Source organism: Fructobacillus sp. EFB-N1, assembly GCF_001038455.1.
Taxonomy (GTDB): domain Bacteria; phylum Bacillota; class Bacilli; order Lactobacillales; family Lactobacillaceae; genus Fructobacillus; species Fructobacillus cardui.
This window is the reverse complement of sequence record NZ_LDUY01000003.1, coordinates 65024-77366: the sequence shown is the minus strand read 5'-3', so window position 1 is coordinate 77366 and position 12343 is coordinate 65024. Positions and strand designations below refer to the sequence as shown.

The following is a 12343-nucleotide window of genomic DNA, read 5'->3' as shown; positions in this document are numbered from 1 at the left end:
TTCTTTGGGTTTTTATTTTAAATTTTCTCGTTCGAATTAATTATAGAATCTGCCATAGCAAAATACCTATCAATTTTACCGAAAAAAGTCTCTACTGGCTAGTTAAAATGCCGTTTCAAGCAACTTAATGGCACTAAAAAAGGCCGTCGGAATCAGTTAAACCTAATGAATTTCATCACGATCATTAGGTTCACTCAGAAAGCCAACGCCCATTTTTTGCTGATAAACTTTTAATTCCTTTGGCACTTTTTTAATATTTTATGCTTCGTTTCGTATATAATTATTCAATTTTTTAGGCGAGAATCCTAACCAATCACCCACCGAAGACTCCACAATTGGTGTGCGCTTCTTTCCCTTATTTTTAAAATGGGTATAGAGGTCTGGGTTTTGATCGAGCGACACCTCTTCAAAGGCAATCCCCTTCGTCTTTAAATAGAGCTTGGTTGCTGCACATTCAGCACATGTTTTTCGAGTATAAATTTTTAGCATAGCTCCTCCAGTTGATCATGATTTAAAATTGGTATTATTTGTATTTTAGCAGTCATAAATTAATTAAATCATAAAAATCAAGTAAGATTTCAGATAAATCAGCAATCAAGTCTGTATCATACAACAGCATTAAAAAAAGACCAAAAATTGGTCTTTCTTTTTTACAAAATTATTGGTTAATAATTTGGTCAATTTGTGCCAATTCATCGGCAGAAAAGTCCAAGTTTTTTGTAAATTCAAGGTTATCCATCAAATGGTCAACGGATGATGTTCCAATGACAACGGAAGCAACCCGCTTGTCTTGAAGTAACCAAGCCAATGACATTTGACTCAGTGTCTGTTGGCGACCTTGGGCTAATTCATTCAGTGCGCGTAACTTAGCTGCCAAAGCATCGCGACCGTTTTCAAACAAGAAACCGTTGGTCTTGTGGATTGGGAAGTCTTCCGGTACCCCGTTTAGGTAGCGATCGGTTAACAAGCCTTCGGCCAATGGTCCGTATGCAAAGAGTCCGGCATGGTGTTGGTCCAAGATGTCCAACAAGCCAGAATTCTTCTGCTCCTGATTTAACATATTGTAAGAAACTTGGTTACCGATAAACGGCGTCTTCAATTCCTGGAAGATTTCAGCAATGGCTTGCGTTTGTTCAGCCGTATAATTTGACACCCCAACATAGAGGGCCTTTCCCTGGCGAACCAAGGTATCTAAGGCAAGAGCAGTTTCTTCCAAGTTCGTATTTGGATCGAAACGGTGAGCATAAAAGATGTCAACGTAATCCAAGTTCATCTTTTGCAGTGAAGTATCCAAGGCGTTAATCAAAGTCTTGCGACCAGAAAATTCGCCCATCGGACCAGGCCACATATGGTAACCGGCCTTCGTTGTAATCACCAACTCGTTTCGGTAAGGCTTCAAATCAGACTTGTATACCTGACCAAAAGTCTCTTCAGCGGTTCCATTGTTTGGACCGTAATTAAAGGCATTGTCAAAAGAGAAAATTCCTTCATCAAAGGCCTTCAAAATGACTTTACGAGAGTTTTCCAGTGGCTTGGTATCGCCAAGGTTGCGCCAAAGGCCAAAGGAAACGGCGGGTACAATCAAGCCCGAATCAGCGACTCGACGATAGGGCAACTTTTCATAACGATCTTCTGCTGCTTGGTAAACCATGTCTATTCCTCCAATACTGCTACTAACTGTTCTGCAATTTTCTGATGGGCCAACACGTCAGGGTGATAGGGTCGTGTCTGAATCCCCCACTGGTCCGCCCGAACAACGGTAAAGTTACTAAAGCGAGCAACTTCAGCCAAAACAATATCCACAAAGGCACCATTCCAAGGGGTTAATAAATAAAAATCAGCACCATGGAACCGTTTTACCAATTCTAACAAATAGACGCGTAAACCAAAAGCGAATTCTTGGTCACTGGCCCCATAGTTGGCATCGTTTAGTCCGTAAGCCACAATTACTCGACCCGTTACCACTCGCCGGCGGCTAATCCCCTCGCCAACTTGCCAGAGGGCATCAATGGCCTTTGGCTCCTGGAATGGCGCACGAGCGGTCAGTCCCGTTCCGCCATAGGCAATTCGATTCAACGGGCGGTCAAAGTGATTCGCTACTAAGGCTGGAAAGGATAAAGCTGGTTGGTGGCGATCATGATTTGGGCCAGCCATTGCCTCACCAGCAACAATCGAATCGCCAACAAAGGTCAGATAAGGCTTTGTTGCCTCACCATCCTTTGGCAAGACAGCTAAGAGGTCTTCTTGCCCCGACCAATTGAGGTCTGTTAACATGAGCCCTGTCCGCCAAAAATCAATCTGCCCCGTCTCCCACTGATTCAAAGTGAACTGGTAGTGGTGACCGGCTTGCAGATGAACGCTAACATGGTTAGCAATGACCAACAATTCTTCTGATTTTTCACCGTCAATCGTCACCGTCCAAACCAGGTTTGGATAATGCTTGGCAAAAGTCAGTGTCAGCGTTCCTTCGTCCTGCGTTTTTAGGGACAAATAGGCACCATACTGTGAGGTCAATACCCCACCTTCTTCGAGCACCGACCATTCTGGTGAAGCAAATCGTAATAAATCAGCCACCATCATTCGAGCTCCTCACGTTGGTCTGGACTCAACATGACCTTAGCCATCGACTTGTGGGCAATCACTTGACCAATCGCTTCGGCGAAGAGGTTAGCTACCGTAATCACTGTCAATTTGTCAAAGTGCTTTTCAGCTGGAATTGGCACCGTATCGGTAACAATCACACGGTCAAGGACCGAGTCTTGGAGCTTCTTTGGCGCATCCCCCGACAAGACCGCGTGAGTTGCTAAGGCATCAATTGTCTTGGCACCTGCTTTTTGAACGGCAACGGCTGCCTTGACCGTCGCTTCACCGGTATCAATCATATCCGACAAGATAATGGCGTGCTTACCGGCAACGTTTCCAGTCACTGCCGTCTTCACTCGAGAATCCCGGTCTTGGTCAACGATGGCCCATTGGGCATGCAAGACTTCAGCCAATCGTTGTACTAATTTCAAAGTCGATGAACCAGAGGCAACCACGACAACATCCGGTCCGACTAAGCCCTGGTCCTCGTAAAATTTCGCTTGCACAGGCATGGCAATCAGGTGGTCAACAGGAATATCAAAAAATCCCTGCACCTGACTCGTATGCAAGTCCATCGTCATGACGCGCTTAACGCCCTGGCTTTCCAACATATTGGCAATCAAGCGGGCAACAATCGGTTCCCGTGACCGCGTCTTGCGGTCCGATCGAGCATAGCCAAGATAAGGAATAATCACGTTAATCGATTTGGCTGACGTCCGTTTTGCGGCATCGATAAAAATCATCAACTTAATAAAGTTGTCACTGACCGGTTCGCTGATAGGTTGGACAACGTAAACGTCAATCCCCCGGACAGAATCAACGATTCGTTCATAAATCTCGTTGTCGGCAAAAGTCTGAATCTCAACCGGTGCAACGGGTGTGTGTAATTGTTTCGCAATCGCCTCAGTTAAATCTAGGTTCGTACCCAAATCAAAGAGACGGTATTTCGGATTGGCGGTCATAAATACTCCAAAAAAATTCAAGTTTGTTATTTTATTGACTGGGACCACTGCAAAAAAGCAATCTGGTCTAAGACTTAATCTGCTACTATTATACAAAAATTTACCGCGATTCGGGCATAAAATCAGCCGGCTTTAAATCAGCCATGCCAATCATTGGATCGGCCATGGCTTGTGCCAAAGTTACCGTTGTCAGCCCACTTTCACCAGCCACTTGGTCGGCAGCCAGTGGCGTCTGCACTGCTGGTTTTTGCTGCGACGAAGATATTAGTGACCGCTGGTCGGATTCAGCAGAAAGCGCATCAGCTGTTTGAGGCTGCTGAGTGGCTTCCTGCCTGACTGCAGTTGTTTGTGATTGCTGGGTGCCCAGCCGGTCAGCACGGCTAGCCGATTGGCTATCAAGATTAGTTGTTTGTCCATCACAGTCAACCGTCTGTCCTTGATGCTCGGCTAACTGTCCGACACGGCTGTCTGCTTGCTTAGCGCGAGTAGCTCGTCGTCCATTCTGCTGGTCGACTAATAGCTCTTGTAAAAAGGTCTGTCGAACCGGGACCGGATGTGTCGCTGCATACTCATACGCACTGTAGTCACCCACCATGACCAAGGATTCCTTGGCTCGGGTAATGGCAGTGTAAACCAAATTCTGATTGAGCATGATTTTAAATTGGCCTGTTAGGACCAAAATGACCAACTTGAACTCATTTCCTTGGGCCTTATGAATCGTTGTGGCATAAGCGAGGGTCAGCTGATTTAAAGTCTTACTTGTATACCAAACCTCTTGGCCATCAAAGTCAACGACCAACGAATCCGCAGCCACACCGGGTTCCTTCTTATAGTGGATGGCAATGACCTGACCCATATCCCCGTTGTAAATATCTCGTTCAGAATCATTCTCAAGTTGAAGAACCTTATCACCCAAGCGGAAAATAGTCTCCCCCTGTTGCAAGGTTTTTTGCCCAGATTTGACCGGGTTAAAGAGGTCCTGAGCAATTTGATTCAAAGCCAAGACACCAGCTGGCGTTTTATACATCGGTGCCAAAACTTGAACCTGATTGGCCGTAAAGCCCTTCTTGACCGCCGCCTGCAAAACCTGGCTCACGGCCCGTGGTACTTGGTCAGCTGTGCTTAAGAAGGTTGAGCGATCCGACTGATTTTCCTGGAAGTCCCTTGGTAAGATTCCAGCGTTAATCGACTGCGCCAAAGCTGAAATACTGGAACCCTTCCCCTGGCGGTAAATTCGTTCCAAGGCGACGTGGGGCACGACCTGACTTTGAATCAAATCATACAAGACGTTGCCGGGACCAACAGATGGCAATTGATCGGCATCCCCGACTAAAACGATATGCATGCCCTTGGGCAAGGCAGCAAAAAGACTTTCCGCCAAGGAAATATCGAGCATCGAGGCCTCATCAATAATTAACAGGCCACCGGAAATCGGGTTATCGGCATCAAATTCGGCGTCATCACCATCCGTAATACCGAGCAAACGGTGAATGGTAGTCGCTTCGTAACCAGTAATTTCAGTCATCCGCTTGGCTGCCCGACCAGTCGGTGAAGCCAGCCGAACACGATTTTGCTTGACCCACTCTTTGTCGCGTCCTTGACTTTGGGCCTGGTGACGAACCAGCGCTTCCCAGGTTGCAACCAGCGTTTTCGTGACTGTTGTTTTACCAGTCCCCGGACCACCGGTCAAAACAAAGACCTGGTTCGTCAAGGCTGCTTCAACTGCCGCCCGCTGAACCTCATCTAAGTCCAAATTTTCTGGGACCACAAAGGTTGTATCCACCAAATCCGGAGTCGTTTGGACGGCTGATTTAGCCGTTAATAAGCTTTTGACCTTTGAACTGACAAGGACTTCCGCCCCTTTTAAATCAGTTGGGCTATAGTTGCCATCCTCATAGACCAACCGTTCTTGGCTCACCAAAGCACCCAGGGCCTGGTCAATGGCTATTTGCATGCTTGAACTATTGCTCTGCAAGGTCGACTGAGCGGCTGCTAGTGCCTGGTCAACCGTGAGATAGGTATGGCCGGCCGAATAACAGGCATTTAAAATTCCAGCGTAGACGCCAGCTTGAATCCGGTCAGGATGGTCGTCAGGGAAACCGGCCTGCTTGGCGATGGCGTCCACCTTTTTAAAGGGCAAACCATCAAATTCATATACCAGGCGATAGGGAGTCTTCTGCAGAACTTCCTGTGCCGCCTCCCCATAGTGGTCAAAGAGTCGTCCCGCAACATCTGCGGAAAGGCCAATTTGGTGGCCAAGCAAAAAAAGCTTTTCCAGACCCAAATTTTCCTGGAGTTTTTCGGCCAAATCAGCAGCAACCTTTGGCTTGACCAACCCAGTCAAAACACTTGGGTCGGCCAAAATCAAATCAATCGCGTCCTGGCCAAGGTGGTCAACAATTTTTTCCGCCGTCTTCTTCCCCACGCCCGGGAAATCACCAGACGCAAAAAAGGCCACAAGCCCCTTTTCATCCGCTGGCATCTGATTTTCATAGCGGGCAGCTTGGAACTGTTGGCCGTATTTGGGATGCGTCACTAGTTGCCCATAAAAGGCATAAGTCGAACCGGGTTTAACCGAGGCAAAGGTCCCGGTAACAATGATTCCCTCTTCATCCCAGTCCTCTAAATCCGTTTTATTAACTGTGACAGAAAGAATCTTAAAGTACGAATCATTTGCCGAAAAAATCACGTTTTGCAGCGTGCCCGTTATTTGATTATCCTCTCGAACTGTCCTTGCCATCGTACCTTCACCATCTTATGTATCCGCTCTTATCAGAGCGGTGCCAGTTTTAATTGGCCAAAATTCAAAGCGGTTCACCAACTTAAATCGTCGTACCGGCATCCTGATCTTTGTTCAAATAACTGGTTTCATTCCATTTTACCAAGTCAAAATCTCGGCCATTCTTTGTTTCAATAATTGTCGTTGATGTATTCGACAAGCCGCCCAATGACCTGATTTGGTCACGAGGAATGCCCAGTAGACTCGTCATCCCAAAGGTTAAAATCAACCCATGGGCAACCACCAAAACGGCGTCATCCGGATAATTAGCAACAATTTCTTGAATCATCTTTTGAAAACGAGCGACCGCCTTCGTGTAGCCTTCACCATTAAAGCCCTGGCCTTCAAAACGCTCCAAGTGATTCTTATAAACATCATAAGCTTCCGGATAGTTTTTTTGCACGTCAGCCATTGCCTGGCCTTCCCATTCACCCAAGCCAACCTCAACGATGTTCGAGTGCAAAGAAAGCCGAGGCTCATTTGGTAAATCAGCCTGGATACGTTCGGCAGTCACCTTGGCTCTTGGTAGCGGTGAGGCGTAAACTCGGTCAATGTGCTTATCTTTTAAGAAACCAGCAACCTTCTTCATATCCTCATACGAACCAGGCAAAAGTGGAGAATCCCCCTGTGCCCCCTGAAAGCGCCGTTCCAAATTCCATTCAGTTTGTCCGTGACGGACGAAATAAAAAGTTGTCATGATTGCTTTTTTAATACCTGCCGGTCTTCTAATTCTTGTAAGTAGTAGCGATAAATCTTCACCAATTCGTCCTTATCAGCGCGAGCAAAGATGTCAACTGGGGCAACATCTCCAGCTGAAACCACAACCATCTTAAAGCCAGTTAAATCCTTGCTGACCGTGACCTTCAACTTAATTGATTGATTGACTGGTAAGTCTGGCTGCAATGGTCGTTTTAGAACAAATGCACCGGCATTGTTCGTCAAAAAACCAAGGTCCAATAAGGCAAATTTTTTAATTTGCGGATCAATTTCATACGTACCATCGTTTGGGATGGTCACAGACTTTGCAAAAGCCATCATTTTCTCCTTTACAAGCTTCTATTAGTTTAGCTAATTTCTAAGACGAGTTCGAGTCTGGGTAGGCACATCATACTAGCAGCCAATATTGACATTCTTGCAACCTCCACCCTGCCGCCTCAAAATCAGTAGCGCAATCCCTTTGGGAAAAAGTTCTTCAACTGACCATTCACAAACTTAGCCCAGCCAAGCCCATTCCCATTGGCGGTCATCAACACAAAGCCCTTTTGCAGGTCAACTTTTGTATTAATCACATCACCGTGGATATAAGTGGCCAAATCCTCATGGGCATCCAGGTCATACACCTGCTTACCTGCCTGACTTGGATTAACCGCCAAAGCCAGAGCATGGTCTGGCTCAAACCGATTTTTCTTGAGGGTACCGAGGCACAAGCCTGCTCGCAAAACCTTTGTCTTGCCCAAATCAGGACACTCCACCGGCAACAAGAATACTCGGTCGCCGAACGTTCTTAACCGACTTTCATCAAGGTCAAAGCCTGGCAATGATTCCTGAAAGAAATGTTCCATCAAGGTCACATCGGCTTGAGACATCTTGCTTGGCTTTTGTGCCTTTGGTACCTTAACAGGACTTTCATCCTCCGCCAGCTCCGCCTTCTTCAACCGAGCGACAAAGTGCCCCTCTCCAGGTAAATCCTGCGGCCATAAACGGGCAGTCTTTGCTAAATCAGGGTTGTTGTCAGCCCATTCGGGTCGTCCTGCCTGAATGCCAGTCCCTGCTGGCCGGTCAATGGCTTCGATGGTAAACTCCGGATAATGTTTGACCAACCAAGCAATGGTCTGCTCATCTTCCTCTGGTGCAAAGGTACAAGTTGAATAAATCAGCTCTCCGCCAGGTCGAACGAGCTTGACCGCTGATTCCAAAATTTCATGGGAGCGAATGGCGCATTCCGTCGGATAATAAGCTGACCAGTACTGGATAGCATCGTGATCCTTACGAAACATCCCCTCACCCGAACAAGGAGCATCAAGGAGCACCTTATCGAAGTATGCCGGTAATATCTTAGCGAGGTCGCTGGCATCCATCGAGGAAACTATAGCATTTTTAACGCCAAAACGTTCAATGTTTTCGGACAGAATTTTGGCGCGGGCAAAGAAAATTTCATTCGTCCATAACAATCCCTGACCGTTAAGCTGACTAGCAATATGAGTTGATTTACCACCTGGGGCAGCTGCCAAATCTAAAATTGTTTCACCTGGTTTGGCGTTTACCACCTCGCCAACAAATTGAGCCGATGGCTCCTGTGAATAAACTAAACCAGTTAAATGATCAATCCCCTTGCCGGCCACTTGGCCAAAGTACCCCCATTGACCATAAGGGACTTTTTTATTCAGCGATAAGTCTCTTGGTGCCTGCTGGGCCTTCAATGGGTTAATCCGAAAACCCTTTTGTCCAGGTTCTTGGAGTGCCTGCAAAAAAGGCCCACTGGCACTCCCGAGCAGGTCTTGGTATTTATCAATAAAGGCTTGCGGTAAGTCCATTGGGCTCTCTTTCTTTTTACATGTGATTTGCACGGATTAACCAAAGTAATTACAAATACTTGGCATCCTCTACTTCGTCTTGGCTAGTCAAAATCTTTGGGCCATCCTTGGTAATTGCCAAAGTATGCTCATATTGAGCTGACCATGAACCGTCCAAAGTGCGAACCGTCCAACCATCTTCAGGCGTATCATCGGTTTCGACTTCCCAGCCACCCAAGTTAATCATTGGTTCAATGGTAATAACCATTCCTTCCTTGAGACGCAGACCATGGCCTGGCTTACCATAATGAGGAACCTGTGGATCTTCATGCATCGTTGGACCAACACCGTGGCCAATGTATTGGCGAACATCGCCATAGCCATTCTGATTTTCAGTGTAATCCTGAATTGCCCAACCGATATCACCAATCCGGTTACCAATCACTGCCTGATCAATGCCCAAATACAGTGACTTCTTTGCAACTTCCATCAATTTTTTCACTTCGGGTGAAACGTTGCCAACGGCGTATGTCCATGCTGAGTCCGAAACGGCCCCATCTAAGCCAACAACCGTATCAACCTTCACCAAATCACCGTCTTTTAATTTCAAACCCTTGCGAGGAAGACCATGGGCGACTTCGCTATTGACCGAAATCGTCGTTGCATACTTAAAGCCTTCAAAACCAATTTGCAATGGCACCCCACCATGGTCTTCAATGTAAGCCTTACACTTTAACTCAATATCCCAAGTATCTACACCCGGCTTAATAAAGTCGCGCAGCATCAAGTGCATTCCGGCAATAATTGCACCGGATTTTTTCATGGCCGCAATTTCTCGCGGTGACTTCAAACTAATCATCAGTTACCCCTTTTTCCAATGTCAAACTATTATCATTATATCATTTTCCGAGGCCTTTTGAGTCCTTGTCGCTTTTGACATTTTTTTGTAATATTGGTTGACATTCCTTAGTCACTTGTCGATAATGGAGCTAAGAATAACAAATAAAGGAGATACCGTTATGAAGAACTTTTTATTGGGCGCTTCCCTCTTTGGTAATGCCGCCCTCGCTTATCTTTTGTTGAAGGATGACGATCGGATGGCTAATTTGAAAAAGAAGGCCAACGAATTCACCGAAGCCGGCAAACAAAAGGGTGAAGAACTCGTTTCCCTTGGCAAGCAAAAGGCCAACGAACTTTCGGAAGCTGGCAAGCAAAAGGCCAACGAACTTTCGGAAGCTGGCAAGCAAAAGGCCAGCGAACTTTCAGAAGCCGGTAAAGAAAAATCAGAACAAGCAAAGACTGCTGCTGATGATTCTTTGGATGAACAATTGACCAAGTTAAAGGAACGTGCCGGTATCGACCAAGCAAATTAAGCAGTAAAAAAGGAGCCCGAAACGGCTCCCTTTTTTTATGCTTACCAGAACTTCAACCAGTGATAAATCTTTTGCCACCAGTGCCCAAGATGATAAGTTTGTTGATTAACTAGCTGAAGCGTTTGTTCCTTTGCACTCACCTCCGGCAAGAATTTGGCCTTCAAGGTTGGCTGAGCCGTCAGGACTGTCGCTCCCTTTTTGGTAACAGTCGATTGCAGACGACTTGGCCTTTGGTAGCCAACTGCAGTTTGCCCCTTCGTTAACCAAAAAGTCCTGCTTTGCCCAATGACTAGGTTCTGGTGACCACCAGCCAAATTTTTATTCTTGAACTGATTTTTTGTCACCGCCTGCCCCTTTTGATAGGTAACAGGTGTGTAGTGGTCAAGCACTTGGTTGACTACATCAATCGTATTTTGGTAGCGTTGCACCTGGTCTGTGTAACGACCAGCGCCAGAAACCACCGTAATAAATTCATGACCGCTTTGATCTTTAATTAAGCCAGTTAGGGCACCACCTGATGCCGGCGTTGATCCAGTCTTCAACCCTTCAAAGATCAAGTTTTTGGAATTCGAAAGCTTTGCCTTGATTTCCTGGTCAAACTTGGCCCCTTCCGTTAGCTTAATCTTGGTTTCGTTTGCCGACGGATGGTAAACCAAGCCCCGCTTTTCATAGTAAGAGCGGATATTCGGATCTTCTCGAATTATTTGATAGGCTAAAATGGCCAGCTGTTTCACAGAAGCAGTGTTTTCTGCATTTGGATCAGTATTTTTAACCTGATAGTCAAAGGCATCCTTGTTAACCTGACCCGCAGCGTTATACCACTTTGATCCAGTTAACTTCAAATCCTTCGCCCAGCCTTCAAGAGCCTGTTGTTGCGTCTGATTTTGTTCTTTGGCAAAATCAGCCAACGCCAGAGCCGCATCATTAGCACTTGAGGTAAACATCGCCGCAAAAAGTTCCTTTACGGCTATCTTCTGGCCTGCAGAAATTTCTAGGTGAGAGAAAGTTGCGGTGTCCTTTTGAGACCAGTCAGACTGCTGAGTAATCGTCACCAGACTGTCCCAGGTAAAACGTTTCTTTTTTATTCCTTGCAAAATCCCATAAGCGGTTAACATCTTGCTTTGGGAGGCAATGCCAATTTGCTTGTCAGCTCCCTTTTCACCAAGAACTTGTCCCGTTTTTGCATCAATCACAATCGCATTTCTGGCAGCAACCTGCAGCGTCATCGGTAAGGCTGTCCGTGCTTGGCCAACGGGTTGTGTTTGCACATTATTTTTGAGCGCAGCAACCGTCAGAAAAAGCGATAGTATTAGTACCAACATGGCACCCATTATCGCCATCTTTTTTTGCGTTGTAAAATCAGCTCTAGCTTTCCTTTGAAAAAGAGCTAATCGGGAAGACGGTCGGACAAAGGCATCGTCTTCATCATGTTTTTGCTTTCGTTTCCACATCATTTAATTAACTTTTTAGTGCGTACCAAAGAGACGGTCCCCTGCGTCCCCAAGACCGGGAACAATATAGCCATCATCATTCAGACCTTCATCAATCGAAGCCGTGTAGATATCGACATCAGGGTGAGCAGAAGTAACCGCTTGAATGCCTTCTGGTGATGAAACAAGGGTAATCAACTTAATCTGTTCAGCGCCTCGTTTCTTCAAAGCAGAAATCGCATCCTTAGCTGATCCACCAGTTGCTAACATCGGATCAACCAAAAGCACTTCTCGTTGGTCAATATCTTCAGGCAATTTAATGAAGTACTCCACTGGTTCCAGTGTTTTTTCATCGCGGTACATCCCAATATGACCAACCTTAGCAGCTGGAATCAATTGCAAGATACCATCAACCATTCCCAAACCAGCACGCAAAATTGGCACAACAGCTAATTTTTTACCAGCTAATTGTTTCTTAGTTGTTTCTTGAATTGGCGTTTTCACCCGAACTTCTTCCAGTGGCAAATCGCGACTGGCCTCATAGGTCAACAACATTGCCAATTCATCGACTAATGCTCGAAAGTCTTTTGTTCCCACCTTCTCATCACGAATGATTGTCAACTTATGTTGGATCAATGGATGGTTTACTTCAACGACTTGTCCCATGATTGTAACTCGCTTTCCAAATAACTGTGAATTTAAC

Annotated in this window: 12 protein-coding genes; 1 reads left to right on the top strand and 11 read right to left on the bottom strand. The window is 46.0% G+C overall.

Annotated elements, in window-relative coordinates; translation table 11 throughout:
* Window positions 1-258: 258 nt before the first annotated feature.
* From FEFB_RS01020 to map, 9 genes are all read right to left on the bottom strand, one after another.
* Window positions 259-489, bottom strand: coding sequence for a glutaredoxin domain-containing protein (locus FEFB_RS01020; RefSeq protein WP_047974393.1), 231 nt, complete (start codon window positions 487-489; stop codon window positions 259-261).
* A 169-nt stretch (window positions 490-658) separates the two neighbouring features.
* Window positions 659-1651, bottom strand: a complete 993-nt coding sequence (locus tag FEFB_RS01015) for an aldo/keto reductase (RefSeq protein ID WP_047974392.1) — start codon at window positions 1649-1651, stop codon at window positions 659-661.
* Between the two features lie 2 nt (window positions 1652-1653).
* Window positions 1654-2580, bottom strand: coding sequence for a hypothetical protein (locus FEFB_RS01010; protein WP_047974391.1), 927 nt, complete (start codon window positions 2578-2580; stop codon window positions 1654-1656).
* On the bottom strand, window positions 2577-3545 hold the full coding sequence (locus FEFB_RS01005; protein WP_047974390.1) for a ribose-phosphate pyrophosphokinase: 969 nt from the start codon (window positions 3543-3545) through the stop codon (window positions 2577-2579). The genes FEFB_RS01010 and FEFB_RS01005 overlap by 4 nt, the downstream gene beginning before the upstream one ends.
* A 100-nt stretch (window positions 3546-3645) precedes the next feature.
* Window positions 3646-6285, bottom strand: a complete 2640-nt coding sequence (locus FEFB_RS01000; RefSeq protein WP_053068899.1) for an ATP-dependent RecD-like DNA helicase — start codon at window positions 6283-6285, stop codon at window positions 3646-3648.
* Between the two features lie 82 nt (window positions 6286-6367).
* Window positions 6368-7021 carry a histidine phosphatase family protein gene (locus FEFB_RS00995; RefSeq protein ID WP_047974389.1) on the bottom strand — a complete coding sequence of 218 codons (654 nt, stop codon included), beginning with the start codon at window positions 7019-7021 and terminating at the stop codon, window positions 6368-6370.
* Entirely contained in the window at window positions 7018-7359 is a 342-nt protein-coding gene (locus tag FEFB_RS00990) for a cysteine desulfurase (protein WP_047974388.1), read from the bottom strand. Before FEFB_RS00990 ends, FEFB_RS00995 begins: the two co-directional genes overlap by 4 nt.
* 125 nt (window positions 7360-7484) lie before the next feature.
* Window positions 7485-8858, bottom strand: coding sequence for an RsmF rRNA methyltransferase first C-terminal domain-containing protein (locus FEFB_RS00985; RefSeq protein ID WP_047974387.1), 1374 nt, complete (start codon window positions 8856-8858; stop codon window positions 7485-7487).
* Between the two features lie 49 nt (window positions 8859-8907).
* On the bottom strand, window positions 8908-9696 hold the full coding sequence (map, locus tag FEFB_RS00980; protein WP_047974386.1) for a type I methionyl aminopeptidase: 789 nt from the start codon (window positions 9694-9696) through the stop codon (window positions 8908-8910).
* A gap of 160 nt (window positions 9697-9856) precedes the next feature.
* Here map and FEFB_RS00975 point away from each other — a divergent pair, with 160 nt between their 5' ends.
* Window positions 9857-10210, top strand: a complete 354-nt coding sequence (locus FEFB_RS00975; RefSeq protein ID WP_047974385.1) for a hypothetical protein — start codon at window positions 9857-9859, stop codon at window positions 10208-10210.
* Window positions 10211-10251: 41 nt separating this feature from the next.
* Here FEFB_RS00975 and FEFB_RS00970 read toward each other — a convergent pair whose 3' ends face one another.
* On the bottom strand, window positions 10252-11664 hold the full coding sequence (locus tag FEFB_RS00970) for a D-alanyl-D-alanine carboxypeptidase family protein (RefSeq protein WP_053068898.1): 1413 nt from the start codon (window positions 11662-11664) through the stop codon (window positions 10252-10254).
* Between the two features lie 12 nt (window positions 11665-11676).
* Window positions 11677-12306 (bottom strand): uracil phosphoribosyltransferase, encoded by a 630-nt coding sequence (gene upp, locus FEFB_RS00965; RefSeq protein ID WP_047974384.1) that lies wholly within the window; start codon window positions 12304-12306, stop codon window positions 11677-11679.
* Window positions 12307-12343: the final 37 nt, after the last annotated feature.

What these genes read in the sequence shown, in the direction of transcription:
- FEFB_RS01020 (WP_047974393.1), bottom strand. Translation starts at nt 489, where the DNA reads ATGCTAAAAATTTATACTCGAAAAACATGTGCTGAATGTGCAGCAACC.
- FEFB_RS01015 (WP_047974392.1), bottom strand. Translation starts at nt 1,651, where the DNA reads ATGGTTTACCAAGCAGCAGAAGATCGTTATGAAAAGTTGCCCTATCGT.
- FEFB_RS01010 (WP_047974391.1), bottom strand. Translation starts at nt 2,580, where the DNA reads ATGATGGTGGCTGATTTATTACGATTTGCTTCACCAGAATGGTCGGTG.
- FEFB_RS01005 (WP_047974390.1), bottom strand. Translation starts at nt 3,545, where the DNA reads ATGACCGCCAATCCGAAATACCGTCTCTTTGATTTGGGTACGAACCTA.
- FEFB_RS01000 (WP_053068899.1), bottom strand. Translation starts at nt 6,285, where the DNA reads ATGGCAAGGACAGTTCGAGAGGATAATCAAATAACGGGCACGCTGCAA.
- FEFB_RS00995 (WP_047974389.1), bottom strand. Translation starts at nt 7,021, where the DNA reads ATGACAACTTTTTATTTCGTCCGTCACGGACAAACTGAATGGAATTTG.
- FEFB_RS00990 (WP_047974388.1), bottom strand. Translation starts at nt 7,359, where the DNA reads ATGGCTTTTGCAAAGTCTGTGACCATCCCAAACGATGGTACGTATGAA.
- FEFB_RS00985 (WP_047974387.1), bottom strand. Translation starts at nt 8,858, where the DNA reads ATGGACTTACCGCAAGCCTTTATTGATAAATACCAAGACCTGCTCGGG.
- map (WP_047974386.1), bottom strand. Translation starts at nt 9,696, where the DNA reads ATGATTAGTTTGAAGTCACCGCGAGAAATTGCGGCCATGAAAAAATCC.
- FEFB_RS00975 (WP_047974385.1), top strand. Translation starts at nt 9,857, where the DNA reads ATGAAGAACTTTTTATTGGGCGCTTCCCTCTTTGGTAATGCCGCCCTC.
- FEFB_RS00970 (WP_053068898.1), bottom strand. Translation starts at nt 11,664, where the DNA reads ATGATGTGGAAACGAAAGCAAAAACATGATGAAGACGATGCCTTTGTC.
- upp (WP_047974384.1), bottom strand. Translation starts at nt 12,306, where the DNA reads ATGGGACAAGTCGTTGAAGTAAACCATCCATTGATCCAACATAAGTTG.